Annotated in this window: 20 protein-coding genes; all 20 read left to right on the forward strand. The window is 48.1% G+C overall.

Annotated elements, in window-relative coordinates; genetic code table 11:
* The first annotated feature begins 374 nt into the window (after window positions 1–374).
* The 20 genes from uppS to lepA all read left to right on the forward strand — a co-directional run bounded on the left by uppS (window position 375) and on the right by lepA (window position 26,497).
* The gene (uppS, locus tag LACZS1_RS07585; protein ID WP_070650427.1) at window positions 375–1,127 is read left to right on the forward strand and encodes an undecaprenyl pyrophosphate synthase; all 753 of its coding nucleotides are present in this window, start codon (window positions 375–377) and stop codon (window positions 1,125–1,127) included.
* Between the two features lie 35 nt (window positions 1,128–1,162).
* Window positions 1,163–1,951 carry a phosphatidate cytidylyltransferase gene (locus tag LACZS1_RS07590; RefSeq protein ID WP_010488089.1) on the forward strand — a complete coding sequence of 263 codons (789 nt, stop codon included), beginning with the start codon at window positions 1,163–1,165 and terminating at the stop codon, window positions 1,949–1,951.
* A 16-nt stretch (window positions 1,952–1,967) separates the two neighbouring features.
* Window positions 1,968–3,209 (forward strand): RIP metalloprotease RseP, encoded by a 1,242-nt coding sequence (gene rseP, locus LACZS1_RS07595; protein WP_070650426.1) that lies wholly within the window; start codon window positions 1,968–1,970, stop codon window positions 3,207–3,209.
* Window positions 3,210–3,232: 23 nt separating this feature from the next.
* Window positions 3,233–4,963, forward strand: a complete 1,731-nt coding sequence (locus LACZS1_RS07600; RefSeq protein ID WP_070650425.1) for a proline--tRNA ligase — start codon at window positions 3,233–3,235, stop codon at window positions 4,961–4,963.
* 130 nt (window positions 4,964–5,093) lie between these two features.
* Complete coding sequence (locus tag LACZS1_RS07605) at window positions 5,094–9,428, forward strand: PolC-type DNA polymerase III (RefSeq protein WP_070650424.1); 4,335 nt, start codon at window positions 5,094–5,096, stop codon at window positions 9,426–9,428.
* A gap of 252 nt (window positions 9,429–9,680) precedes the next feature.
* Window positions 9,681–10,160, forward strand: a complete 480-nt coding sequence (gene rimP / locus LACZS1_RS07610) for a ribosome maturation factor RimP (protein WP_010488098.1) — start codon at window positions 9,681–9,683, stop codon at window positions 10,158–10,160.
* Window positions 10,161–10,176: 16 nt separating this feature from the next.
* The gene (gene nusA / locus LACZS1_RS07615) at window positions 10,177–11,388 is read left to right on the forward strand and encodes a transcription termination factor NusA (protein ID WP_010488100.1); all 1,212 of its coding nucleotides are present in this window, start codon (window positions 10,177–10,179) and stop codon (window positions 11,386–11,388) included.
* 11 nt (window positions 11,389–11,399) lie between these two features.
* The gene (gene rnpM, locus LACZS1_RS07620) at window positions 11,400–11,693 is read left to right on the forward strand and encodes an RNase P modulator RnpM (RefSeq protein WP_010488102.1); all 294 of its coding nucleotides are present in this window, start codon (window positions 11,400–11,402) and stop codon (window positions 11,691–11,693) included.
* A gap of 2 nt (window positions 11,694–11,695) precedes the next feature.
* Entirely contained in the window at window positions 11,696–11,995 is a 300-nt protein-coding gene (locus LACZS1_RS07625; RefSeq protein ID WP_049169456.1) for a YlxQ-related RNA-binding protein, read from the forward strand.
* A gap of 20 nt (window positions 11,996–12,015) precedes the next feature.
* Window positions 12,016–14,799, forward strand: a complete 2,784-nt coding sequence (gene infB / locus LACZS1_RS07630) for a translation initiation factor IF-2 (protein WP_070650423.1) — start codon at window positions 12,016–12,018, stop codon at window positions 14,797–14,799.
* Window positions 14,800–14,925: 126 nt separating this feature from the next.
* Window positions 14,926–15,279 carry a 30S ribosome-binding factor RbfA gene (gene rbfA, locus LACZS1_RS07635; protein ID WP_003565780.1) on the forward strand — a complete coding sequence of 118 codons (354 nt, stop codon included), beginning with the start codon at window positions 14,926–14,928 and terminating at the stop codon, window positions 15,277–15,279.
* Window positions 15,280–15,406: 127 nt separating this feature from the next.
* Window positions 15,407–16,198, forward strand: coding sequence for a TerC family protein (locus tag LACZS1_RS07640; protein WP_172493458.1), 792 nt, complete (start codon window positions 15,407–15,409; stop codon window positions 16,196–16,198).
* Between the two features lie 54 nt (window positions 16,199–16,252).
* Window positions 16,253–17,161 (forward strand): tRNA pseudouridine(55) synthase TruB, encoded by a 909-nt coding sequence (gene truB / locus LACZS1_RS07645; protein WP_070650422.1) that lies wholly within the window; start codon window positions 16,253–16,255, stop codon window positions 17,159–17,161.
* Window positions 17,162–17,166: 5 nt separating this feature from the next.
* The gene (gene ribF, locus LACZS1_RS07650; RefSeq protein ID WP_070650421.1) at window positions 17,167–18,111 is read left to right on the forward strand and encodes a riboflavin biosynthesis protein RibF; all 945 of its coding nucleotides are present in this window, start codon (window positions 17,167–17,169) and stop codon (window positions 18,109–18,111) included.
* A gap of 1 nt (window position 18,112) precedes the next feature.
* Complete coding sequence (gene hemW, locus LACZS1_RS07655) at window positions 18,113–19,258, forward strand: radical SAM family heme chaperone HemW (protein WP_070650420.1); 1,146 nt, start codon at window positions 18,113–18,115, stop codon at window positions 19,256–19,258.
* A gap of 158 nt (window positions 19,259–19,416) precedes the next feature.
* Window positions 19,417–20,463, forward strand: a complete 1,047-nt coding sequence (gene hrcA, locus LACZS1_RS07660) for a heat-inducible transcriptional repressor HrcA (protein ID WP_049169452.1) — start codon at window positions 19,417–19,419, stop codon at window positions 20,461–20,463.
* A 67-nt stretch (window positions 20,464–20,530) separates the two neighbouring features.
* Window positions 20,531–21,124, forward strand: coding sequence for a nucleotide exchange factor GrpE (gene grpE, locus LACZS1_RS07665; RefSeq protein WP_070650419.1), 594 nt, complete (start codon window positions 20,531–20,533; stop codon window positions 21,122–21,124).
* Between the two features lie 30 nt (window positions 21,125–21,154).
* The gene (gene dnaK, locus LACZS1_RS07670; protein WP_047106237.1) at window positions 21,155–23,026 is read left to right on the forward strand and encodes a molecular chaperone DnaK; all 1,872 of its coding nucleotides are present in this window, start codon (window positions 21,155–21,157) and stop codon (window positions 23,024–23,026) included.
* Window positions 23,027–23,139: 113 nt separating this feature from the next.
* The gene (gene dnaJ, locus LACZS1_RS07675; protein WP_039639069.1) at window positions 23,140–24,312 is read left to right on the forward strand and encodes a molecular chaperone DnaJ; all 1,173 of its coding nucleotides are present in this window, start codon (window positions 23,140–23,142) and stop codon (window positions 24,310–24,312) included.
* Between the two features lie 346 nt (window positions 24,313–24,658).
* A complete protein-coding gene (gene lepA, locus LACZS1_RS07680) occupies window positions 24,659–26,497 on the forward strand; it encodes a translation elongation factor 4 (RefSeq protein WP_070650417.1) in 1,839 nt (612 codons plus the stop codon).
* Window positions 26,498–26,614 lie beyond the last annotated feature (117 nt).

The following is a 26,614-nucleotide window of genomic DNA, read 5'->3' on the forward strand; positions in this document are numbered from 1 at the left end:
TTGGTTGCACTGGTTCAAGGCTTTTCACTTTCAACTGCCGGTATTGAGTGAAGTACTGTTCGCCGATACTGCACGGAAACGCGCTCCCCAGCGCAGAAGCTTGCGTGTAAGGACCTTGACCGCAATGGCCAAAGCTTCTACCTCTGGTGTGTGAGGCAGATTCGTCGATGCTGCATGGAAACGCGCTCACTGGCGCAGAAGTCTGCGTGTAAGGACCTCTAGCCCAAATGGCCAAAACCCAGCCATTTGGGCTAAAGGCCACTTACACTCCGACTTCTTAACGCGCCAGTTCGCGCTCTTGTCTTTTTTCTGCTACAATCGTTTAAGACATTTGGTGCTTGAGGGTACCATGGACGTTGTGAGGAGGCGCCAGTTTGGCCACAGCCAAAGGTTCTAAAGTAAAGCTTGATCTTTCACGTATTCCAGCGCATATTGCGATTATTATGGACGGAAATGGCCGGTGGGCGAAGCGGCGGTTTTTGCCGCGGGTTGCCGGGCATAAGCAGGGCATGCAAAATGTTAAAACCATTACCAAAGCGGCGAGTCGCCTTGGCGTTAAGGTTTTGACTTTGTATGCTTTTTCGACCGAAAATTGGAAGCGGCCTGGTTCTGAGGTCAATTACTTAATGCGTTTGCCAGTCGATTTCTTTAATGACTTCATGCCAGATTTAATTAAGGAAAATGTTAAAGTTGAAGTTATGGGTGAATTGACCGACTTGCCTGAACCGACACGCCAAGCGAGTGAAAAAGCAATGGCTGATACGGCTAATAATACCGGGATGATCCTCAACTTTGCTTTAAACTATGGAGGTCGTGATGAACTGGTTCACGCCGCCCAAAAGTTGGCTAAACAGGTTCAGGAAGGTACGCTCAAGCCAGAGGAAATTGACGATTCCCGTTTTTCGTCCGCTTTGATGACAGGGTTTTTGGGCCCGATGGCGGATCCGGACCTGTTGATTCGAACCAGCGGGGAGTTGCGGATTTCAAACTTTTTACTATGGCAGATTGCCTACAGTGAACTGGTTTTTGTGGATGATTATTGGCCGGACTTCTCACCGGCTGCCCTCGAATCTGCAATTGCGGATTACCAAGCGCGCGATCGTCGATTTGGCGGTTTAAAAAAATAATCAATTAATGAAATGGTGATGGAGGATTTTTTATCATGAAACAACGGGTCATAACGGCGGTCGTTGCCTTAGCGATTTTTATTCCGATTTTAATCCTGGGCGGCGGTTGGATCGATACAGCCGGGGCAGTTTTGGCATTGATCGCTTTGTCAGAAGTCTATATTATGCGGAAGCGGATTATTCTTTCGCCGGATTTCCTGATAGCGGCGCTTGGTGTCTTGGTCGTTGTTTTGCCAAATAGCTTTTTCCGCTGGCTGCCTGCCTTTCTGGGCCGTATTGATTTGATCTATGTTGCGGTTGCCCTGTTGCTATTTTTAACGGTCACAACCAAGAACAGAACAACCTTCGATGATATCGGCGTCTCGGTGCTTTCGTTCTTTTACATTGGAACCGGTTTTCATTATCTGATCAGCGTGCGGAATGATGCAGGTTTGGATACGTTGATGTTTGCGCTGTTAATCGTCTGGCTTACCGATACCGGTGCTTATATGATCGGCCGTAAGTTGGGCCGTCACAAACTATGGCCGGCGATTAGCCCCAACAAAACGATTGAAGGCAGCATCGGTGGCATCGTCCTTGCGTTGATTACCGCTGCTATTTACTTAATGTTTTTACCGCAATATTATACATTCTGGCCGATGATGGGCATTGCGCTGTGTTTATCCGTTATCGGGCAAATCGGGGATTTGATTGAATCCGCGTTGAAACGGTTCTACGGTGTTAAGGATTCCGGAAAAATTTTACCGGGACATGGCGGCATCTTGGATCGGTTCGACAGTCTACTGCTGGTATTGCCAATGTTGCATCTCTTTGGCATTGTCTAACCTTTAAGGAGCACATATGACCACAATCATTGCCTTTATTGTTATCTTCTGCATTCTTGTGGTGGTTCACGAGTTTGGCCATTTCTACTTTGCAAAACGCAGCGGTATTCTGGTGCGTGAATTTTCGATTGGCATGGGGCCTAAGCTGTGGGCGTCGCATAAAAATAATACGACCTATACATTGCGCTTGTTGCCACTGGGCGGTTATGTGCGTATGGCAGGCTGGCAGGATGATGAAGATGATATCAAACCAGGCACGATGCTGAGCCTGATTTTGAACGATGCCGGTAAAGTTGTCCGCATTAATGCCAGCGACAAAACCACATTAGAAGGTGGCATGCCGGTTCAGGTCAGTCGCGTCGATTTGGTTAAGGATCTTGTCATCGAAGGTTATCCAAATGGTGATGAAGCGACCTTGCAGAGCTGGCAAGTTGATCATGACGCCACCATCATCGAAGAAGATGGCACGGAAGTCCAGATTGCGCCGGAAGACGTGCAATTTCAAAATGCACCGGTTTGGCGGCGGCTCTTGGTCAATTTTGCTGGACCGATGAATAACTTTATTCTCGCTATTTTGACGTTCATCATTTATGGCCTGATTTTTGGTGTGCAGATTTTAAACACCAATCAAGTCGGAAACGTTCTTCCCGATTATCCGGCTGCCCAAGCAGGACTTAAATCGAATGCTAGAGTTGAGTCGATTGACGACAAAAAGATCCATTCATTTACGGACCTTTCAACTCAGGTCAGCAAGCATGCCGGCAAATCAGTCATGTTTACTGTCAAGCAGGATGGCAAAACGCAAAATATTGCGATTAAACCGGATAAGAAAGGCAAGATTGGCGTGATGGTGCCCGTTGAGAAGTCACCGGCGCGCGCCTTTACTTATGGGTTTACCCAAACATGGGATCTAGCTGTTCGTACTTGGGATGTCTTGAAGTCAATGGTCACTGGTGGATTTTCACTCAATAAGCTCGCCGGGCCGGTTGGCATTTATACCATGACCAGCCAAAGTGCTAAGGGCGGGCTTGCCGGCTTGCTGTTCTTCATGGGTTACCTAAGTCTTGGCTTGGGTATTTCAAACCTACTGCCGATTCCGGTCTTGGACGGCGGGAAAATTCTATTAAACCTAATCGAAATCATTCGGCGTAAGCCACTCAAACCGGAAACTGAAGGTGTAGTCACGATGATCGGTCTGGGTTTGATGGTCTTGTTGATGCTCGCCGTCACGATTAATGACATTATGCGTTACTTTTAAATAAACTAGCTTTGGAGGCTGACATGAAACAATCACGGATGTTTATTCCCACAGAAAAAGAAGTACCGAGTTCGGCGGAAGCAAAATCGCATAAAATGATGTTACGTTCTGGCTTTGTTCGCCAAGTTCAAGCTGGTGTTTACGCTTATTTGCCGCTCGCTGAACGCGTCCTAACTCGCATTGAAGCCATCATTGACGATGAAATGACGAAGATTGATGCGGTTAAGATGAAGATGCCGGTCTTGTTGCCGGCCGAACTCTGGGAAGAATCCGGACGTTATGAAACTTATGGACCGAACCTGTTTAAGCTGAAAAATCGCCAGGATCGTAAAATGATTCTGGGACCGACCCATGAAGAAACCTTCACGGACTTGGTACGTAATGAACTAAAGTCTTATAAACGCATGCCTTTGGTTCTTTATCAAATTCAGGATAAGTTCCGCGATGAAGATCGCCCGCGTTATGGGGTGTTACGGGGTCGCGAATTTATTATGAAAGATGCTTATTCATTTACCAGCAATGATCAGGATCTGGATACGATTTATCGCCAGATGGAACATGCTTACACCAATATCTTTGATCGCTTAGGGCTGCGCTACCGCACCATTATTGGTGATGGCGGGGCCATGGGTGGTAAGGATTCTAAGGAGTTCTCCGCCATTGCGCCAATCGGTGAAGATACCATCGTTTATTCCGATAGTTCTGACTATGCTGCTAATCTGGAAATGGCTACCAGCATGGCGCTACCTAAGCAAGGCGTGGAAGCCCAGGCGGAATTAAAATCGGTTGATACCAAAGATGCCAAAACCATCGCTGAAGTAGCAGCATTATTGAAGGTGCCTGAGCAAAAACTGATTAAGGCCGTTTTGTTTATGGCTGATGGCGCACCAGTCCTGGCCCTGGTGCGTGGTGATTATGAAGTGAACGACACCAAGCTAAAGAACATTTTAGGTGCGGACTTTCTTGAAATGGCAACCCCTGAACAGGTTGAGACAGTCATGCATGCCGAAGTTGGCAATATCGGTCCGGTTAACGTCGACAAAGATGTGCGGATTATTGCCGATAACAGTTTAAGCGGCTTGACGAACCTGGTTGCAGGTGCCAACAAGGCGCACACCCATTTTCTAAATGTTAACTTTGATCGTGATGTCACACCGGAAAGCTTTGCTGATATCCGCTTTGTCAAGGAAGGCGAAGTCTCGCCGGATGGCCAGGGCGTGCTTAAGTTTACCCGGGGGATCGAAATCGGCCATATCTTTAAGTTGGGCACTCGTTACTCAGAAACCATGGGCGCCAATTTTCTTGATGAAAATGGTCGCAGCCAACCCATCATCATGGGTTCATATGGGATCGGTGTTTCGCGCCTGCTTTCAGCGATTGCCGAACAGCAAGCTGACGATCATGGCTTGATTTGGCCAACGACGATCGCACCATTTGACATTCACTTAATTCCGGTTAATCTAAAGCGCGAGGAGCAAAAGACGTTAACTGCCTCAATCGAAACCATGCTTGAAGAGGCTGGTTACAGTGTTCTGGTTGATGACCGTAATGAGCGACCGGGGGTTAAATTCGCCGATTCCGACTTGATCGGGGTGCCATTACGCGTGACAGTCGGTAAAAAAGCGGTCGACGAGATTGTTGAACTGAAGTTGCGTAAAACCGGCGAGACCATTGAAGTCAAGAAGGAAGAGCTGATCAGTTCGATCAAAATCCTCATGGCCCAGCTGCATAAACAAGAACAGGCAAAAGCATAATTGATTACGATGATGCTGGGGCAAAATCGCCAATCCGATGATCACCATGTCAAAAGCAATTTCTCGACATGGCATTGATCACCACGCGGCGGGTTGTCCCAGTTTCTGCCATCTAAGAGGGGTGCACAATTTGGCTTTATCCCAACATGAGATGTTTGAAAAATTACTGGATCAACTTGATTTGCCGGCGGATGTCAAAAATGATCCGGCGCTGGCAGAAGGTGTGGTCCAAGGCGTGACAATCCACGAGCAATCGCAGCGGTATGACTTTACGCTGGGATTTCCCGCAATTTTACCGTTTCAGATTTTTAATCCACTGGCAACGCAACTGCCGCTTGCATTTAAGCAAATTGCTAAAACCAGTTTAACCATTTCGGTGGCTCACCCGGTTTTAACCGATGAATTGCTGGCCCAATATTGGCGATTTGTCGTTCAAAATGCGGAAATCGGCACCGGAATTGTGCGGGAATTGTGTGAAAAACAGGTTCCGACACTAGTCAACGGTCGTGCGGTGATCACCGCGGAAAATGAACAGGTTCGCCAATACCTGATTCATCAGGGCTTAGGCAAACTTGAGGAAACCTATCAGCAAGTCGGATTCACCGGATTGCGGATGCAGGCGGAAGTTGATGAAGAGCAGGCCGCCCAGTCAGTGGCCGCCTTCGAAGCCCAAAAAGCCGCCCAAACGGCCAAAATGGCGCAGGCCGCGGCCGAAGTGGTTAAACGTCAAGCCGCCAAGCAGAAACAAGAAAGCACTGATGGTCCAGTTCAAATGGGGCGTCAGCTAAAAATGAGTGACCCGCCACAGCAGATGGTGACCATCACACAAGAGGAGCGGTCGGTTACCGTTGAAGGCTACGTTTTTGATGTGGAAGTGCGCGAGTTACGCTCCAAACGGCAATTATTAATCTTTAAGATCACGGATTATAGTTCAAGCTTCATCGCCAAGAAGTTTAGTAACGGCGCCGATGATGAGGCGATGTTTGCCCGAATTCAGAAGGGCCAGTGGCTGCGCGTACGGGGCAGTGTTCAAGAAGACAATTATTCCCGTGAATTGACGATTAATGCCCAGGATATTCAAACTGTTTCACACCCCGATCCGACTGATGACGTGGACGGTGAAAAACGGGTGGAACTCCATTTGCATACCAACATGAGTCAAATGGATGCAACGAATTCGATCACCGATTTTGTTAACCGCGCAAAAGAATGGGGTCATAAAGCCATTGCCGTGACGGATCATGCCGGCCTGCAGGCTTACCCAGAAGCACACACAGCGGCAGATAAAGCCGGATTAAAAATGCTATACGGGGTTGAAATTAACCTAGTTGACGATGGCACACCCGTTGCTTACCGCGCTGATGAACCTCGTGACCTTGCCGACGCTGAATATGTTGTCTTTGACGTTGAAACAACCGGATTGTCAGCGGTCTATGACAAGGTCATTGAATTGGCCGCCGTTAAGATGAAAGATGGCCAAGTGATTGATCAATTTGAAGAAATGATTGATCCCGGTTTTCCATTGTCGGAGTTGACGATTAATCTGACGCATATTACCGATGACATGGTGCACGGCTCAAAGTCGGAAGAAGAAGTCTTCAAACTTTTCCAACAATTTTGTGACGGTGCCATCATGGTTGGCCACAATGTGACGTTTGACGTAGGCTTTTTGGATAACGGGTATGAACGCCACGGACTTCCAGACATCGACAATCCTGTCATTGATACGTTGGAATTATCCCGAATGCTGCATCCGGAACGCAAGAATCATAAGCTCGATACACTGGCTAAGCTGTACAAAGTCAGCTTGGAACACCACCATCGCGCCAACGCCGATGCCGAAGCAACCGGTTATTTGCTTTACGCATTGGAAAAGGAAGCGGCCAAACTTTATGGCATGACCAAGCTTAATCAACTCAATGACCGGGTTGGCGTTGGTGATGCTTACAAGGCTGCCCGACCGAGTCATGCCGTGGTTTTGGCTAAGACGCAGGCGGGATTGAAGAATCTGTTCAAACTGGTTTCACTTTCTAATGTCAAATATTTCTACCGCGTACCACGGGTGCCACGCAGTCAGTTGCAAAAATTGCGTGAAGGTTTGCTTGTTGGATCGGCTTGCTCCAATGGTGAAGTTTTCACGGCAATGATGCAAAAAGGTGAAGCCGAGGCTCGGGAAAAGGCGGCTTTCTATGATTATCTTGAAATCCAGCCGTTACCGGTTTATCAGCCCTTGTTGGAAGCAGATTTGATCAAAGGCGAATCACATCTAAAGGATATTTTGCAAAAAATCATCAAAATCGGCGAAGACATGGAGAAACCGGTGGTGGTAACTGGTGATGCTCACTACCTTGATGAACACGATGCCATTTATCGCAAAATTCTGATTCATAGCCAAGGCGGTGCCAACCCGCTGAATCGCCACAGTCTGCCTGATGTGCATTTTCGCTCAACCCGAGAAATGCTGGATGACTTTGACTGGCTAGGTGCTGAAAAAGCCAAAGAGTTGGTTGTGACCAATTCCAATTTGATTGCGGACTGGATTGATGATGACATTTCGCCAGTCAAAACCAAACTCTATACGCCTGATGTGCCTGGTGTGGAAGACAAACTCAAGCATGATGTCATGACCACTGCCCATGAATTATACGGTGATCCTTTGCCGGAAATCGTCGAGCAACGGCTGGACAAAGAGCTAAAAAGTATCATCGGTAACGGATTCTCGGTCATCTACAACATTGCCCAACGACTGGTTTTGAAGTCGAACAAGGACGGATACCTGGTTGGTTCGCGAGGATCCGTTGGTTCTAGTCTGGCGGCGACGATGGCGGGCATCACTGAGGTCAATCCGTTGCCGCCGCATTATCGCTGTCCTAAGTGTCAATACAGTGAATTCTTTACGCATGGCGAAGTCGGTTCCGGTTTTGACTTGCCTGACAAGGTCTGCCCGAAGTGTGGCGCCGAGCTGCACAAAGACGGCCATGACATTCCCTTCGAAACCTTCCTTGGGTTCCACGGCGATAAGGTGCCGGATATTGATTTAAACTTTTCCGGTGATTATCAACCGATCGCCCATAACTATATCAAGGTCATGTTTGGCGAGGATCACAGTTTTCGGGCCGGAACAATCGGTACGGTTGCTGACAAGACAGCGTATGGTTATGTGAAAGCTTATGAACGTGACACTGGCCAGCAACTGCGCGGTGCGGAAATCGATCGGCTGGCGCAAGGCGACACTGGGGTTAAACGGACAACCGGGCAACATCCTGCCGGCATTCTAATCGTTCCGGCTGATATGGATATTTACGACTTTACCCCGATCCAGTATCCGGCTGACGACCAAAACGCTGCTTGGATGACGACCCACTTTGATTTCCATTCAATTCATGACAATATTTTGAAAATGGATGTGCTGGGCCATGATGATCCGACGATGATCCGCATGTTGCAGGATTTATCCGGCGTCGAGCCAAAGTCGATTCCAACCGATGACCCTGGTGTGATGGCGCTTTTCTCCGGCACTGAAAGTCTCGGAGTTACGCCTGAACAGATCAATTCGAAAATGGGCACACTGGGCATTCCTGAATTTGGTACCCGGTTTGTCCGCGGTATGCTCGAAGAAACCAAACCGACAACCTTCAGCGAGTTGCTTCAAATTTCTGGTCTTTCGCATGGGACCGACGTGTGGTTAGGCAATGCCGAAGAATTGATCAAGCAAGGCATCGTCACGCTAAAAGAAGTCATCGGCTGTCGTGATAACATCATGATGGACTTGATTCATTGGGGCATGGATGACTCAATGGCCTTTAACATTATGGAACACGTGCGTAAAGGGCGCGGGATTCCGGATGATTGGCAAAAAGCCATGCGGGAAAATGAAAATGTGCCGGACTGGTACATCGATTCCTGCCTGAAGATCAAATATATGTTCCCGAAAGCCCACGCTACAGCGTATATTTTGATGGCGTTACGAATTGCCTGGTTCAAGGTTCATTATCCGCTGGTGTACTACACGGCTTACTTCTCGGTCCGTGCGGAAGACTTTGATCTGGCCGCGATGAGCCACGGCAAAGAAGCAGTTAAGGCCGCCATGAAAGAAATCACTGACAAAGGGATGGATGCTTCGACGAAAGAGAAGCAACTCCTGACCGTGCTTGAGATTGCCAACGAATGTCTGGAACGCGGCTTCAAGATTAAAATGATTGATGTCACTAAGTCTGATTCGCATGATTTCCTGATTCAAGATGATCACACGATTCTGGCACCATTCCGTGCGGTTCCGGGATTAGGCGATAACGTTGCGAAGCAGATTGTCGCCGCCCGCGAAGAAAAGCCGTTCCTGTCCAAAGAAGATCTTGCCAATCGTGGTAAAGTCTCCAAGACACTGATTGATTACATGACAACCAACCATGTGCTAGACGATTTACCAGATGAGAACCAACTCTCGCTTTTTGACGGATTATTTTAAAATGTCAGGCAATATGATGGTGGCATAACCCCAAAGTAGCAAAATCATGTGAAGTTGGTAGTGACGCTTACTACCACAACGGACTGCCTGTTTGCAAGTGACGGCTATCTATGGTATTGTAGCAATAGTAAAGTAAGGTTCTGGCGGTGAGTGAGCAGCGATGCTCACTCTTTTTATTGGCGAACGTCATGATGTTTGTCTGGCAACCGTTAGAATCAAAAGTCTTGAGTGAACAATAAAGGAGGCGGTGGCTTGAGTACGCAATCGGTTGTTGAAACCGTGACCGCTTTGGTCAAACCGATTTTGGACGACCATCATTTTTACCTCACGGATATCGAATTTGTGAAGGAAGGCGGCGGCTGGTACTTGCGGGTGTATATCGACAAGCCAGGCGGCATCACATTGGATGAATGTGTCTTGGTCAGCGAAGCTTTGTCCGAGAAACTGGACAGTATGGACCCGGATCCGATTCCGCAACAATACTTCCTCGAAGTTTCCAGTCCCGGTGCCGAGCGACCGTTGAAACGTGAGATGGATTATGAGCAGGCAGTCGGCGACTACATTCATGTCTCGCTATTCAAAAAGCTGGACGGTAAGAAAATCTTCGAAGGTACTTTGAAAGATCTGAAGCCTGACCAGCTGACATTAACGGTCAAAGATAAAAGCCGCAAATTCGATCAGGTCATCGACCGAAAATTGATCGCTTCTGCACGGTTGGCGATCGAATTCTAGTGGAGGTAAGAAAAGCATGTCAAAGGAAATGATCCAAGCACTTGACGCCTTAGAGCAAGAAAAAGGTGTTAAGAAAGAGGTTGTGATCGAAGCTTTGGAAGCCGCATTGGTTTCCGCGTATAAGCGTAATTACAATCAGGCACAAAATGTCGATGTGGAATTTGATCCTAAACAAGGCGACATCCATGTCTATGCTGTCAAAGAAGTGACTGATGAAGTTTTTGATTCGCGGTTAGAAGTAAGTCTCAAGGATGCGTTGGCGATTAATAAAGCTTACGAAATCGGCGATAAAATCAAATTCGAAGTTACCCCTAAAGATTTCGGACGGATCGCTGCACAAACAGCCAAGCAGGTCATTATGCAGCGTGTGCGGGAAGCCGAACGCAGTATTGTTTATGATGAATATTCCCAGTATGAAGATGAAATTTTACAAGGCGTTGTCGAGCGGCGCGATAATCGGTTCATCTACGTCAATTTAGGTAAGATCGAAGCGGTTTTAGGTCGCCAAGATCAGATGCCGAACGAGAAGTATGAGGCGCACGATCGCATCAAGGTTTATGTGACCAAAGTCGAAAATACCAGCAAAGGCCCCCAAGTCTTCGTTAGTCGAACGCATCCGGGCTTGGTTAAACGCTTGTTTGAGCAAGAAGTTCCGGAGATTTTCGACGGCACGGTTGAAATTGTCAACATTGCGCGTGAACCCGGCGATCGGACGAAGATTGCGGTTCGGGCAACTAACGATGCTGTCGATGCTGTCGGCACAACGGTTGGCCCGCGCGGTGCTCGGGTGCAGGCGGTAGTCAATGAGTTGTCAGGTGAAAACATGGATGTTGTTCAGTGGGAAGAAGATCCTGCCGATTACATCGCCAATGCCTTGAATCCTGCCCAAGTCATCGCGGTTCAGTTCAACGATGAAGATAATGATCGTTCGGCCACGGTCATCGTTCCTGATTATCAGCTATCATTGGCCATCGGTAAAAAAGGTCAAAATGCACGGCTTGCCGCAAAGTTGACTGGTTATAAGATCGATATTAAGCCAGAGTCCGAAGTTGAATTCGTGGATGACGATGAGTTGTCTGAAGCAGAAGCCGAGGCTGCTGAAGCTTCGGATGATCAGGCAGATGACACAGAAGCACCGAGCGATGACACAGCTGAAACGGAGCAGGCGGATGATGCATCTGATGCAACGCCGGTGACGCCAAACGCTGATGATCAGTCACAGGCATAAGGAGGCGAGCCATGAAAAAGCGTAAGATTCCAATGCGCAAGGACTTGCTAAGCAACACGATGATGCCCAAGAAAGAACTTGTTCGGATCGTTAAGAACAAGGAGAATGTTGTTGCAATCGATCCGACTGGCAAAGCAGCAGGACGGGGCGCATATGTAGCGTTGAATCCTGATGCCGTGAAACAGGCCAAAGGGAAGAAACTGATTGACGCAGCCTTCGGTATCACCATTGACCCGACCTTTTATGATGATCTTTTTGCTTATGTCGATCACCAAAAGGCGCGTCAGGAACTATTCGGCAAGTAACCATGCAAAAACAAGCCGTTTTGAATTTATTGGGATTGGCCCGCCGCGCCAGTCGCTTAACCACCGGTGACCAACTGGTGTTAGGAGCGATTCGTTCCGGTGATGCAAAGCTGGTGTTTGTCGCCAGTGATGCAAGTGCCAATACCCGCAAGAAGTTTTCCGATAAAAGCAGCTACTATAAAGTTCCTTTGGTGACAGTATTCTCCAAAATGGACTTATCACAGGCTATCGGTAGTGATCGTTCAATCATTGCCGTGGCAGATGCAGGCTTCGCCAAGAAGATGCAAGAGCTGCTCACCTAAATTGCAGGGAGCGTGAAGAAATGGGCAAAAAACGCGTTTATGAATTTGCCAAAGAAATGCACGTCGATAATAAAGACGTGATCGATATCGCCAAGAACTTGGGTATCGAAGTCAAGAATCACATGTCCTCGATCGATCAAGATCAGGAAGCGAAAATCAAAGGGGTGTTGAGCAAGTCTTCAGCAGCTAAAACACCTTCAACATCAGCGGCTGCTAAACCGACCAAGTCAGCAGCGTCTACAAGTGCGAAAGATAATCAGCATGCAGCTGCAGAAAAACCGACCCGGCATGAGCATAAGCCGGCACGGTCTAACAAAACCGCTGACGGTAAAATCATTTTAAGTAAGTCAACGATTTTGCGGCCACGGGGCACCCAGACAGCACATAAGTCCGGGAATCACAACCGCGGTGGCGAGCAACCGGCAGCGGCTGCTAAAACAGGGAACCGCAATACCAATCGCAGCAACAATAACAACCGTTCTGCGAATAACAATCGTCCGAATGATCGCAATCGGCGTGATCGTAATCGCCGGTTTGACAACCAACGTGTGACCGGACCAATGCCACGTGCCGGACGTCCGACCGCAGCCAATGGCAATCCGCGTCCCGTTGCAGGCAATGGCGGGAAATTCGTCAAGCCGGAATCCGAACGGCAACAGCCAAAGCGCCAACAAGAGGCTAAACCAGCCGTAGCGAGTAAACGTCCTGAACGCTCTGAGTCGACTCGGACACAGCAGCGGCCACAGAAGGAACAGCGGCCGCAACGGACAGAACAACGTCCTCGCACTGAACAGCCAGCCGCAAAAACCAATCAACGCTTTACAAAACCGGCTGCCGTTACGCCAGCTGCCAAACCCGCAACGGTCGGCAGTCAGGACAACCGCAATAGTCGGCGCGGTGGTGGGAATAACAACTTTGGTCGCGGCAACAGCTTTGGGAATCGCAACGGGTTTAACCGCAACAGCAACCGGCGCAACAAGAAGAACAAGCGCCGTCAGCAGAGCCAGCCGAAGAAGGAAATGCCACAGCGCAAAGAGCGGCCGTTACCAGAAGTCTTGAATTATGAAGTTGGGATGAATGCTCAGGAACTGGGCAAGATCCTTCACCGTGAGCCAGCTGAATTAATCAAGAAACTGTTTATGCTGGGCGTTATGGTCAACCAGAACCAGAGCCTGGACAAAGATACCATCGAACTTTTGGCTACCGATTATGGTATTGACGCGAAGGAAAAGGTTCACGAAGATATTTCCGATTTGGACAAGGTGTTCGAAGAAGAAAACAAGAACCAAGACAACTTGCAGCCACGGCCGCCAGTTGTGACGATCATGGGGCACGTTGACCATGGTAAAACGACCTTGCTGGATAAGTTACGGCATACGCACGTGACTGAAGGCGAAGCCGGTGGCATTACGCAGCATATCGGGGCTTATCAGGTTAAATTACGTGATCGGTTGATTACGTTCCTCGATACTCCGGGGCATGCGGCCTTCACCAACATGCGGGCGCGCGGTGCCGATATTACCGATATTGTTGTCCTTGTGGTTGCTGCTGACGATGGTGTGATGCCGCAAACGATTGAAGCGATTCATCACGCCCAGGCTGCCAAGGCGCCGATCATTGTGGCGGTCAACAAAATCGATAAACCAGGTGCCAATCCGGAGCATGTCATGGAACAATTGACCGAATATGGGCTGATTCCTGAAGACTGGGGTGGCGACACGATTTTCGTCAAAATCTCAGCTAAATTCGGTAAGAACATCGACGAATTATTGGAAATGATCTTACTGGAAGCGGATGTTCTCGAATTGAAGGCTAACCCTGATCAGCGAGCTGTCGGTACGGTCATCGAAGCACGTTTGGATAAAGGTAAGGGACCGGTTGCAACGGTTTTGGTTCAACAAGGAACTTTGCATACCGGCGATCCGATTGTTGTCGGAAATACCTTTGGCCGTGTCCGTGCCATGACCAACGATCATGGCCGTCGAGTCAAGGACGCGTTGCCATCCATGCCGGTCGAAATTACCGGGCTTAACGACGTGCCGCAATCCGCTGATAAGTTCGTTGTCTTTGCGGATGAACGGACTGCACGGGCTGCCGGTGAAGAACGGGCAAAACGGGCCCAAGAAGAAGAACGTAAGAACACAACCCATGTCACTTTGGATAATCTGTTTGAAACAATGAAAGAGGGTCAACTCAAAGAAGTTGACGTCATCATTAAGGCGGATGTCCAAGGATCTGTTGAAGCCTTGGCTGGTAGTCTTGAAAAGATTGAAGTCAAAGACGTTCGGGTCAACATTATCCACCAAGCAGTTGGTGCGATTAATGAAAGTGATGTGACACTGGCCGCAGCAAGTAATGCCATCATCATTGGCTTCAATGTTCGACCGACAGCAATGGCTAAGGCGCAGGCGGAACAAGATGATGTTGATATTCGCCTGCACAGTGTCATCTACAAGGCAATCGAAGAAGTCGAGTCTGCGATGAAAGGCATGCTGGAACCAACTTATGAAGAGAAGGTTATCGGTACGGTCACCGTTCGTGAAACAATTCCGGTTTCCAAAGTCGGTACGGTTGTCGGTGGTTACGTTGACTCCGGATATATTACCCGCGATGCCGGCGTTCGCCTCATCCGTGATGGCATTGTCAAGTATGAAGGCAAACTAGGTTCACTTCGTCGGTTTAAAGATGATGTCAAGCAGGTTCGCCAAGGCTTTGAACTCGGGCTGACCATTGAGAATTATAACGATATTAAAGTCGGTGATCAGATCGAAGCCTTTACAATGGAAGAAGTACCGGTTAAGTAAACTGCGTACGGAAATCATTTAAGGGATAGGCGTTTGCTGCTGTGAAAAGTTGACGAACGCTCCACCATAACGCGTGAGCCGGCTTCTAAGCGCGCCGGCTCACGCTCAACAGGAGGTAATTCGCAGATGAAGCATCGTATCGGTCGAGTTGAGACTCAGATCCAACGTGAAGTTGATGATATCTTGTTGAAGGATGTTAACGATCCGCGGGTCAAAGGCGTGACGATTACCGGAGTCAAACTGACCGGTGATCTGCAACATGCCACTATTTTCTACAGTATTCTCGATGATGCACCTGATAAAGTCGAAGCAGCCCAAACCGGTTTGGATAAAGCCAGCGGACTGATTCGACGTGAAGTCGGGCAGCGGATTCGGCTGTTCAAGGTGCCGGAAATCGAATTTGCTCAAGACAAATCCGTTCAGTATGGTGCCCGTATTGATCAGTTAATCAATGAAGTGCGGCGCAAGAATTTGGAATAGCGCTGTTCACCCAGAAAGGATTCAGTCGCAAAGACTGGATCCTTTTTTGGTGCGCCAATTTTCAATAACCTCATCATGCAACGAGCAGTCTTCCTTTTCTCGCGATCCCCGCTTTAGCTTTCCTGGCTTGAACGGTATAATAATAAACATTGAGAAGGGAAGGATTGCGATCAAGTTTTTAGGGGCCTTATACGGACCATTCTTTTCCGTGCACAACTGGCAGCTAGCTTTTTCGGTTAGCGGTTTAATCACGATTTTTAGTTTAATTCTTTTAGAATGCATGCTCTCGGTGGATAATGCGGTCGTTCTCGCTGCCCAAACCGAACAGCTTAAGGCTGAGTCGGACCGTAAAAAGGCCTTGATGTATGGCATGGGCGGGGCGTATCTGTTCCGTTTCATTGCGATTGGACTGGGAACGTATTTGCTGCAATTCTGGCCGATTAAGGCACTTGGCGCTTTGTATCTGGTGTGGATGAGTGCCAGCTATTTTTATGCGGTGCGTCATCCAAAAAGTAAAACCGGCAAGCGAACCAAACGCGTCCATGGTTTATGGGGAACGGTTTTTCAAATTGAGAGCCTCGATATTGTCTTCTCGGTTGATTCAATCCTGGCCGCTTTGGCTGTCTCCAGTAATCCGGTCATTGTTTTAATCGGTGGTTGCTTAGGTATTTTGGCGATGCGGATTGTTGCTCAAGTGATCACGACCTTCATTGACCGGGTACCTGAACTGGAAACTGCGGCGTATGTACTTGTTGGTCTTATTGCCATCAAGCTTGGATTAAGTTTGCCTATGATTAACGTTAAAACGCCGGACTGGCTTTTTTCGATTTTGGTAGTACTGATTTTCATTTGGGCAGGATGGCGACATGCGGTGCATGTCAAGCATCATCGCAGTATGTATACCAAGCCAAAAGCGTGATGGCGTACAATAGTCAGCGTTTTTTAATTTTAAAAATTGAAAGGGGCCGAATTCATGAACGGCATTCTTCCGCTGTATAAACCGACCGGCATGACCAGTGCCGATGCCGTTTATCATGCACGCAAGCTTCTCCACATTAAAAAAATCGGTCACTCCGGCACGCTTGACCCGAACGTTGACGGTGTTTTGCCGCTGGCGATTGGTGCGGCAACCAAAGCCGTGCCCCAATTAATGGCCAGTGGGAAAATTTATACCGGCGAAATCACACTTGGCTTTGCCACGACCACTGAAGATCTTGATGGTGAGGTGGAGAAGCGAACGCCGCTGGTGGAGCCGGTCGCGGTGCATGAACTGGATCAGGTGCTCACGCAATGGACAGGCGAGATTACCCAAGTACCGCCGATGTTTTCCGCAGTCAAAGTCAACGGCAGGCGACTGTATGAATATGCCCGGGCCGGCGAGACAGTTGAACGGCCAAAACGTCAGGTAACGGTAAAACGGTTTGAGCGAACCAGTGACCCGGTTTTCGACGCAACTAAAGGGACGCAACGTTTTCGTTTTGAGGCTGCGGTGTCTAAGGGAACCTATATTCGAACCTTGGCAGTTGAGGTTGGCCAATCATTAGGCGTCGCTGCAGTGATGAGCCAGTTAACGCGGATTAAAAGTGGCGGCTTTACATTAGCTCAAGCGGTCAGCCTTGAAGCCTTGGAGCAACATATTGCTGAGGGTACCTTAGCTTTAGTGATCCAACCGATTGATATTGCGTTTGCTGAGTTGCCGAAAGTTGATTTGACAGAAGATCAATATGAAGATGTCCGGCATGGCCGATTTTTAACCCTTCATCTGCATGCGCCGCGGGTTCGTCTACACTATGCTGGCGTTTTGAAGGCGATTTATCGGTTCGAAAAGCAGCAGTATCGCCCGGATATTATGTTTTTAGCGAATGAGAAGAATGAGAGATAATTTTAATGGAAGTCATTGATATTCACCCGCCGTTGCAAGCATCAGCGGCGCCGCCACAGCCCATCGTTTTAACGCTGGGTTTCTTTGATGGCGTACATCGCGGCCATCAAGCCGTAATTAAAGCAGGAAAGCATATAGCTTTAGCCAAAAAATTGCCGTTAGCCGTGATGACATTTGATATTCATCCGGCTGTTGTTTATCGTGGCGTTAGTAAAACAACGATTCAGTATCTGTCAACACGTGAAGAAAAGATCGATTTGATGCGGCAATTAGGCGTGGATCTGTTGTATTTTGTTCACTTCACACCGGAATTTGCTGCCTTATCGCCGCAAGCGTTTGTGGATCAGTATTTGGTGGGCCTGAAAGCCGATACCGTTGTGGCTGGTTTTGACTATACTTACGGTAAACGCGCGATTGCCAATATGGCGTTGCTGCCCGACTACGCGCACGGCAGGTTTGAAGTTGTTAGCGTACCTAAGTTGGCCGAAGATGGTGCAAAAATCAGCTCGACCCGGATTCGTGATGCGTTGGATCAAGGTGATATCGATACGGCAAACGAGCTTTTAGGGTATGCTTATTTAACGACTGGCAAAGTGGTGCATGGCGAAGCCCGTGGTCGAGAACTTGGCTTTCCAACCATTAATCTGGCAACATTAGGTCAGCAGCGGCTTCCTGGCATCGGGATTTATGCCGTGACGGTAAACGTCGACGGCACTTGGTATCTGGGGATGGCTTCGATCGGCCGTAATGTCACGTTTGGTAGCGATCGTGACGTGACGCTGGAAATTAATCTGCTTGATTTCAACCGTATGATTTATGGCAAAACTGTTCAGGTTCGTTGGTACCATTATCTACGCGGCGAAGTGAAATTTGCCAATGCAGAAGGTTTGATTATCCAGTTAAAGAAAGATGAAGCGGCGGTCCGTCAGTATTTCGCGAGGAAGGGTTAAAATGGCTGGCGCATATATTCATATTCCATTTTGCGAACATATTTGTTACTACTGTGATTTCAATAAAGTCTTCATTGAAGGTCAGCCGGTTGATGACTATGTTGCGATGCTGCTTAAGGAAATGCGGATGGTCATGTCCGAGCACCCTGATGAGAAAATCGAAACGGTGTATGTCGGCGGCGGGACACCTACAACTCTGACGCCTAAACAGTTGGCGAAACTTTGTCAGGGTATTCACGACATTTTACACTTCGATTCTGGTGAATTCACGTTTGAGGCGAATCCCAATGATTTGCTGACGACCGATAAGTTGCAGGTTTTACATGACTATGGCGTTAATCGGCTTTCGATCGGGGTCCAGTCTTTTAATGATGATGTTCTCAAACGGATCGGGCGGATTCATCGCGCCAAGGATGTGTATGCCGCGATTGCCAATGCCAGAAAAGTCGGCTTTGATAATTTGTCGATTGATTTGATTTTCCGATTGCCTGATCAAAGCCGGGACGACTTTTTAAATAGTCTACAAAAAGCCCTCGATTTAGACTTGCCGCACTATTCGACGTATTCACTGATTCTCGAGCGGAAAACTATTTTTTATAACCTGATGCGCCAAGGCAAATTGCGCTTGCCAACGCAGGATGTCGAAGCCGACATGTATCAGGACGCGATTGATTTGATGGAAGCACATGGCAGACATCAATATGAAATCAGCAATTTTGCCAAGGATGGCTACCAATGCCAACACAACCTGCTTTACTGGCAAAATGACAAATATTTTGGCTTCGGAGCTGGTGCGTTTGGTTATCTTGGTCGCGATCGGTATCACAATTATGGCCCGATCAAACAGTACCTAACGCCGCTTCGCACCGATCATTTACCGGTTTTGGCCCATCATTTGGTTCCGGTGTCCGAACAAATTGAAGAAGAAATGTTTCTTGGTTTGCGAACCATGCGTGGCGTAAGTGAAAAACGCTTCTATCAGCGCTATCATCTGACCGTTGATGCCGTTTATGGCGAGACCGTACCTGAGTTGGAAAGCCAAGGCTTGTTACAGCGCGATGATGGCTTCATCCGGCTGACTAACAAGGGCAAGTTTTTAGGCAACGAAGTCTTTCAACAGTTTTTGCTTGACGAGCCGCTTATTTAAACGGCTCTTTTTTCTTGAAAAAATGGCCGCCACTGGCTAGAAACACCGAAAACACTGAAGATTTTAGCAATGTCGCCTTGACTTTGCTAACGGTGCTTGGTATATTATTCAGTGTATTAGCACTCGTGTGAAACGAGTGCTAAAGGTGAGGTGAGAAAATGTTGACGAAACGGCAAGTGCTCGTCTTAAAAGAAATCATCCGCCTGTTTACTGAAAGCGGAGAGCCGGTTGGTTCAAAGCGATTGATGCGCGAGCTGCCCATTCATGTCAGTTCCGCCACAATCCGTAATGATATGGCGTCGCTAGAAGATGCCGGTTTGATCACCAAGACCCACAGCAGTTCCGGGCGCGTACCGTCAACCCAAGGCTATCGTTATTATCTCGATCACCTTGTTGAACCGGTGCGTGTTTCGCATCAAGAACTGGCGACTATCAAGCAGGCATTTAGCCAGCGATACAATAAGATGGATGAGATTGTCGCGCAAAGTGCGCAAATTTTGTCCAATCTGACGAGTTACACGGCCATTAGCTTGGGACCTGAAGTAACCAATATCAAGCTGACAGGTTTTCGCCTTGTTCCATTAGGCAATCACCAGGTCATGGCGATTTTGGTCACGAATAACGGTAACATTGAAAACCAGGTCTTTACCGTATCGCAAAACATCTCATCCGATGAGCTTGAAAAGGCGATTCGAATTGTCAATGATCAACTCGTTGGACTGCCATTAATTCAAGTTGCACAACGGCTGAAAACCGATGTGCCTTCGATGTTAATGCAGTATCTAACCAGTCCTGAAGGCTTCTTGGATATTTTCGGTAACGTTTTGAAATCAGCTGCGTCCGAGCGCTTTTACGTTGGCGGGCGGTTGAATTTGATGGATTACCTAGGCGATTCCGATATCCATGAACTGAAAAAGATTATGTCATTGATTGACGCTGATCACGGTGATCTGACGGAACTGCTTGGCGGACCGATTCGTCAAACGCCAGTTCAAGTACGTTTGGGGCCAGAGCTTAAGCCAATTGATTTGGCCAACCTCAGTTTAATCACCGCTAGCTACGATGTTGGTGACCACGGCACTGGAATGATCGCCTTGCTAGGACCGACGCAGATGCCTTATTCGAAAATGATCGGACTGCTGGATGTTTTCCGTGAAGAGCTGGCAAAACGGTTGACAGATTATTATGCCAACTTTGATCAATGAATATTAAAAAATATTTGTTAGTGTTGCTTCATGACGACTGGCAAATATGGTTTAAAGGGAGGATACCATGGCAGAGAAAAAAGCAAAGCAAACCGCGGCAGATACCGCCAAACAGGCAAAGCAACCTGCTGAAACGTCAGGATCTTCGCTTAAAGAAGAAATTCTGAAAGAAAGCATCGCTGATCTCAATGATCAACTGAAAACCAGCCAACATGACGGTGAACAGTTGAAGAAAGAACGTGATGAATTTGAAGATAAATATCTGCGGGCAGCCGCGGAGATTCAAAACATGAATCATCGGTTCGAAAAAGAGCAACAGAAGATGCTGAAGTACGACGGCCAAAAGTTGGCAAAGGCGATTTTGCCCGTTGTCGATAATCTTGAACGTGCGCTTGCAACCGAGGCCAAAGGTGATAGTGCTGCTTCACTGAAAAAGGGTGTCCAAATGGTTTATGACCATTTGGAGCGTGCTTTGAAGGAAAACGGCATCACTGCTATTGATGGTACCGGTGAAAAATTCGATCCGAATACCCAACAGGCCGTACAAACAGTCGCGGCTGATGACAAACACGCAGCTGATACTGTCGCGCAGGTCCTGCAAAAAGGGTATTATCTCAAAGATCGGGTTTTACGCCCTGCTATGGTCGTTGTTGCTAAATAATTAAACTGAAAATAAAGAAGGTATAACAATATGAGTAAAGTTATTGGTATTGACTTAGGAACCACCAACTCAGCTGTTGCGGTTTTGGAAGGCAATCAGCCAAAGATCATTACAAATCCTGAAGGCAATCGGACCACACCGTCTGTTGTTGCGTTTAAAGATGGTGAAATTCAAGTCGGCGAAGTTGCTAAGCGTCAGGCGATTACCAATCCGGATACGATTGTTTCGATCAAACGCCACATGGGCGAAGCCAACTATAAGGTTAAGGTTGGCGACAAGGAATATACACCTCAGGAAATTTCTGCGATGATTCTGCAATACATCAAGAAGTTTTCTGAAGACTATCTGGGCGAACCGGTTAAAGATGCGGTTATTACCGTGCCAGCTTACTTTAACGATAGCCAGCGTCAGGCTACCAAGGATGCCGGAAAGATTGCCGGCTTAAATGTACAGCGGATCATCAACGAACCAACGGCCTCCGCACTGGCCTATGGTTTGGACAAAGGCGATAAAGATGAAAAGATTCTGGTTTATGACCTTGGCGGTGGGACGTTTGATGTTTCCATTCTGCAATTAGGTGATGGCGTCTTTGAAGTTCTGTCAACCAATGGCGATACCCATTTGGGCGGGGATGATTTTGATAACAAGATCATCAACTGGTTGGTTTCCGAATTCAAGAAGGACAACAACATCGACCTGTCTAAGGACAAGATGGCCATGCAACGTTTAAAGGATGCTGCTGAAAAGGCCAAGAAAGATCTATCTGGGGTTACCCAGACCCAGATCAGTCTACCATTTATCTCTGCTGGCCCTAATGGACCGTTGCACTTGGAACGCACTTTGACGCGTGCTCAGTTTGACGAAATGACCGCTGACTTGGTTGCCAAGACCAAGCAACCGGTTGAAAATGCGTTGAAGGATGCTAAGTTGACTAACGCTGACATCGACAAGGTTATCTTGAACGGTGGTTCTACACGAATTCCGGCGGTTCAGGAAGCCGTTAAAGAATGGACCGGCAAAGACCCAGATCACAGCATCAACCCTGATGAAGCTGTTGCTTTGGGTGCTGCTATCCAAGGTGGTGTCATTTCCGGTGATGTTAAGGATGTTGTTCTGTTGGATGTTACGCCGCTGTCCTTGGGTATTGAAACCATGGGTGGCGTCTTCACCAAATTAATCGATCGTAACACGACCATTCCGACTTCCAAGAGCCAGGTCTTCTCAACTGCAGCTGATAACCAGCCGGCTGTTGACATTCACGTTCTGCAAGGTGAACGGCCAATGGCAGCGGATGACAAAACGCTTGGTCGCTTCGAATTGACGGATATTCCGCCGGCACCACGTGGGGTTCCGCAAATCGAAGTCAAGTTTGATATCGATAAGAACGGGATCGTTCAAGTTTCTGCCAAGGATCTCGGCACCGGCAAGTCACAGAACATCACCATTAAGAGTTCCAGTGGTTTGTCCGATGAAGAAATCGAACGTATGAAGAAGGAAGCCGAAGAAAACGCCGAAGCCGACGAAAAGCGTAAGGAAGAAGTCGACTTGAAGAACGATGTCGATCAGTTACTCTTCCAGACTGATAAGACACTCAAGGACGTTGACGGCAAGGTTCCTGAAGAAGATATCAAGAAAGTCAAGGATGCTCAGGAAGCTTTGAAGAAAGCGCAACAAGAAAACAACCTTGATGACATGAAGCAGAAGCGGGACGACTTGAACAAGCTAGTTCAGGATATGACCGTTAAGCTTTACGAAAACGCCCAAAAGAATCAGCAGGCACAAGGCGGCGCTGCCAGTGGTGCTGCAACCGGTGCAACGCAAGGCGGTACCGATGACAAGAAGTCTGACGATGATACCATCAATGGCGATTACAAGGATGTTTCTGACGACGATAAGAAGTAAGGTCGCAGATCATCAGCAAAAAGCCGAAGCCGCGGCGCGGTTTTGGCTTTTTGTTTGAATTATGCTATGCTGAATTGGCATTTTCAGTCACGATCTGAATCGAGGAGGAACTCATGGCGGATCAGAAAGATTATTATGAGACGCTCGGTGTGAGCCGGGATGCCGATGATGACACCATTCGTAAGGCTTTTCGCAAGCTATCGAAAAAATATCATCCCGATCTCAATCACGCACCAGGTGCAGAGCAAAAGTTTAAAGAGATAAATGAAGCCTATCAGGTCCTGTCTGATCCCCAGAAACGTGCGGCCTATGATCAGTATGGTTCTGCTGATGGTCCGCAGGGATTTGGCAACGCCGGCGCAGGCGCAGGCCAGGCAGGCGGCTTTGGCGATTTCGGTGGCCAAGGTGGTTTTGGCGGTGGCTTTGACGACATCTTCAGCCAATTCTTTGGCGGAGCTGGCGGTGGTGCCCAAGCGAATCCGTCAGCACCGCGTCAAGGCGCCGATTTACAATACCGGATGGACTTGACGTTTGAAGAGGCGATTTTTGGTAAAGATACCAAGATCTCCTACGATCGCGAAGCTGTTTGTCATACCTGTCATGGTAGTGGCGCTAAACCGGGTACAAGCCCGGTAACGTGCCATAAGTGCCATGGTACCGGTTATATCCAGGTACAACGAAATACGGCCTTTGGCACGATGATGACACGCCAGGTTTGCGACGTCTGCGGTGGTACCGGTAAAGAAATTAAAGAAAAGTGCCCGACTTGCCATGGCAGCGGTCATGAACAAGAACGGCACACCATTGATGTCAAGGTTCCAGCCGGCGTTGAAGACGGTCAGCAAATGCGGCTGCAACAAGCTGGTGAAGCGGGGACCAACGGCGGGCCTTACGGTGATCTGTACATTGTTTTCCGAGTTGCGCCAAGCAAAAAGTATCAACGGGACGGCGCAGAAATCTATCTGACCATTCCATTAAGCTTTGCGCAGGCTGCATTGGGCGACGAAATCAAAGTCGATACGGTTCATGGACCGGTTGAGTTGAAGATCCCGGCAGGTACCCAAAGCCAGACTAAGTTCAGACTACGCGGTAAGGGTGCGCCAAGACTGCGCGGCAACGGAACCGGCGATGAAATTGTTACCGTCGAAATTCAAACGCCAAAGCATCTGAATGAGAAACAAAGAGCAGCATTGATGCAATTTGCTGCTGCCAGCGGTGAAGATGTCACGCCGCATAATGGCACGTTGTTTGACCGTGTTAAAGAAGCGTTTAAAGGCGGGAAATAATGCGTTAAGGGGAAGCAACTGGCACCAATAGAATCGGTTCTGGAGGCAAAATGTCGCCGGAGCCGATTTTTTGATATCCTTGTCTTGTTGCAGAAACGCGCTCACAGTCGCAGAAATCTACGTGTAAGCGCTCCTGTTCACGCTCTGGTTTCTAACCGCGCCAGCTCACGCTCTGCTTGAAACGCGTTCGCTGGCGCAGAAATCTGCGTATAAGGACCTTGATCGCAATGGCCAAAATCGGGCCATCACGCCCAAGGCCACTTATACTCCGACTTCTAACCGCGCCAGCTCACGCTCTGCTATAATAAGAATCAAACGTTCGCTTAGAAAGTAGGCACTATTAAAGATGAATCATGAAGAAATGCTGGAACGACAAAAGCATATCCGCAATTTTTCGATTATTGCCCATATTGATCATGGCAAATCGACGCTTGCCGATCGTATTTTGGAATTAACCGACACCATTGCCAAGCGTGACATGCAGGCGCAAGTGCTTGATGATATGGCGCTTGAGCGGGAGCGCGGGATTACGATTAAACTCAACGCGGTCGAATTGCACTATAAAGCCAAAAATGGCGAAACCTACATTTTCCACTTGATTGATACGCCGGGACACGTTGATTTTAGCTATGAAGTCAGTCGCAGTCTGGCGGCGTGTGAAGGCGCACTGCTAGTCGTCGATGCCACTCAAGGGGTTGAAGCCCAAACGCTCGCTAATGTTTATTTGGCGATTGACGATGATCTGGAAATTATTCCTGTCATCAATAAAGTCGACCTGCCCAGCGCCCAGCCGGATGTGGTCAAAGAAGAAATCGAGGAAATGATCGGCCTTGATGCTTCCTATGCGATTTTGGCAAGTGGCAAAACCGGGCTCGGTGTTCCGGAAATTCTTGAACGGATTGTAAAAGACATTCCTGCACCATCTGGGGATATAAACGCACCCTTGCAAGCTTTAATTTTTGATTCGGTTTACGATGATTATCGTGGCGTTGTGCTTGATGTCCGCGTTAAGGAAGGTCAGGTCAAGGTCGGTGACACCATTCAGCTGATGAGCAACGGCAAGCAGTTTCAGGTAACAGAAGTCGGGGTTATGTCGCCTAAAGCCGTTAAGCGCGACTTTTTGATGGTAGGGGATGTCGGCTACATTACTGCATCAATTAAGACGATTCAGGATACTCGTGTCGGTGATACTGTCACACTAGCGGATCGACCGGCGAAAGAGCCGTTAAAAGGCTACCGGAAAATCACACCAATGGTTTATTCCGGACTTTTCCCGGTCGATAATGCGAAGTTTAATGATTTGCGCGAAGCATTGGAAAAACTGCAGCTCAATGATGCAGCGCTTGAGTTCGAACCAGAAACGTCCCAGGCGCTTGGCTTTGGCTTCCGTTGTGGGTTCCTAGGGCTGTTACACATGGATGTCGTCCAGGAGCGCCTAGAACGCGACTATGGCCTTGATTTAATCATGACGGCGCCAAGCGTTGACTATCAAGTGGTTTTGACAGACGGAACCGAAAAGACAATCGATAACCCAGCTGACATGCCGGATGCCAGTGAAATCAAAGAAATTCGCGAACCCTACGTGAAGGCTTCGATTATGGTGCCAAACGATTATGTCGGACCGGTCATGGAACTATCCCAGCGTAAGCGCGGCGAATTTGTCACGATGGATTATCTGGATAAGTATCGGGTTAATGTGATCTACGAACTACCGTTATCCGAAATCATCTATGACTTCTTTGACGACCTTAAAAGCAGCACTAAAGGCTATGCGAGTCTGGATTACGAGATTATTGGTTACCGTCAAAGTGATCTGGTCAAAATGGACATCTTGCTCAACGGCGATCCGGTTGATGCCCTAAGCACCATTGTTCACAAAGACTTTGCTTATGACCGCGGCAAGGCCATTGTTGCCCGGTTGAAAACAACCATTCCGCGGCAACAGTTTGAAATTCCGATTCAGGCAGCCATCGGCAATAAGATTATCGCCCGCAGCACCGTCAAAGCGTATCGTAAAAACGTTCTGGCTAAATGCTACGGCGGTGATATTACCCGGAAACGCAAACTGTTGGAGAAACAAAAAGCCGGTAAGAAGAGGATGAAAGCAGTTGGTTCTGTGGAGGTACCTCAGGAAGCGTTTATGAGCATTCTCAAGATGAATGACGAAGAAAGCCGCGGTAAATAGCGGTTTGTAGTCATTTAAATCTGTAACGTTTACTGAGACTGTTCCTCTAAACGGCAGCTCTGCATTTTTGACAGCTGACAATAACTCATAGTAGCGAAACAACCAGGCGCTGGTGAT

This window comes from Lacticaseibacillus zeae subsp. silagei (assembly GCF_030770335.1).
GTDB lineage: Bacteria > Bacillota > Bacilli > Lactobacillales > Lactobacillaceae > Lacticaseibacillus > Lacticaseibacillus zeae.

What these genes read in the sequence shown, in the direction of transcription:
- LACZS1_RS07590 (WP_010488089.1), top strand. Translation starts at nt 1,163, where the DNA reads ATGAAACAACGGGTCATAACGGCGGTCGTTGCCTTAGCGATTTTTATT.
- rseP (WP_070650426.1), top strand. Translation starts at nt 1,968, where the DNA reads ATGACCACAATCATTGCCTTTATTGTTATCTTCTGCATTCTTGTGGTG.
- LACZS1_RS07600 (WP_070650425.1), top strand. Translation starts at nt 3,233, where the DNA reads ATGAAACAATCACGGATGTTTATTCCCACAGAAAAAGAAGTACCGAGT.
- nusA (WP_010488100.1), top strand. Translation starts at nt 10,177, where the DNA reads ATGTCAAAGGAAATGATCCAAGCACTTGACGCCTTAGAGCAAGAAAAA.
- rnpM (WP_010488102.1), top strand. Translation starts at nt 11,400, where the DNA reads ATGAAAAAGCGTAAGATTCCAATGCGCAAGGACTTGCTAAGCAACACG.
- LACZS1_RS07625 (WP_049169456.1), top strand. Translation starts at nt 11,696, where the DNA reads ATGCAAAAACAAGCCGTTTTGAATTTATTGGGATTGGCCCGCCGCGCC.
- infB (WP_070650423.1), top strand. Translation starts at nt 12,016, where the DNA reads ATGGGCAAAAAACGCGTTTATGAATTTGCCAAAGAAATGCACGTCGAT.
- rbfA (WP_003565780.1), top strand. Translation starts at nt 14,926, where the DNA reads ATGAAGCATCGTATCGGTCGAGTTGAGACTCAGATCCAACGTGAAGTT.
- truB (WP_070650422.1), top strand. Translation starts at nt 16,253, where the DNA reads ATGAACGGCATTCTTCCGCTGTATAAACCGACCGGCATGACCAGTGCC.
- ribF (WP_070650421.1), top strand. Translation starts at nt 17,167, where the DNA reads ATGGAAGTCATTGATATTCACCCGCCGTTGCAAGCATCAGCGGCGCCG.
- hemW (WP_070650420.1), top strand. Translation starts at nt 18,113, where the DNA reads ATGGCTGGCGCATATATTCATATTCCATTTTGCGAACATATTTGTTAC.
- hrcA (WP_049169452.1), top strand. Translation starts at nt 19,417, where the DNA reads ATGTTGACGAAACGGCAAGTGCTCGTCTTAAAAGAAATCATCCGCCTG.
- grpE (WP_070650419.1), top strand. Translation starts at nt 20,531, where the DNA reads ATGGCAGAGAAAAAAGCAAAGCAAACCGCGGCAGATACCGCCAAACAG.
- dnaK (WP_047106237.1), top strand. Translation starts at nt 21,155, where the DNA reads ATGAGTAAAGTTATTGGTATTGACTTAGGAACCACCAACTCAGCTGTT.
- dnaJ (WP_039639069.1), top strand. Translation starts at nt 23,140, where the DNA reads ATGGCGGATCAGAAAGATTATTATGAGACGCTCGGTGTGAGCCGGGAT.
- lepA (WP_070650417.1), top strand. Translation starts at nt 24,659, where the DNA reads ATGAATCATGAAGAAATGCTGGAACGACAAAAGCATATCCGCAATTTT.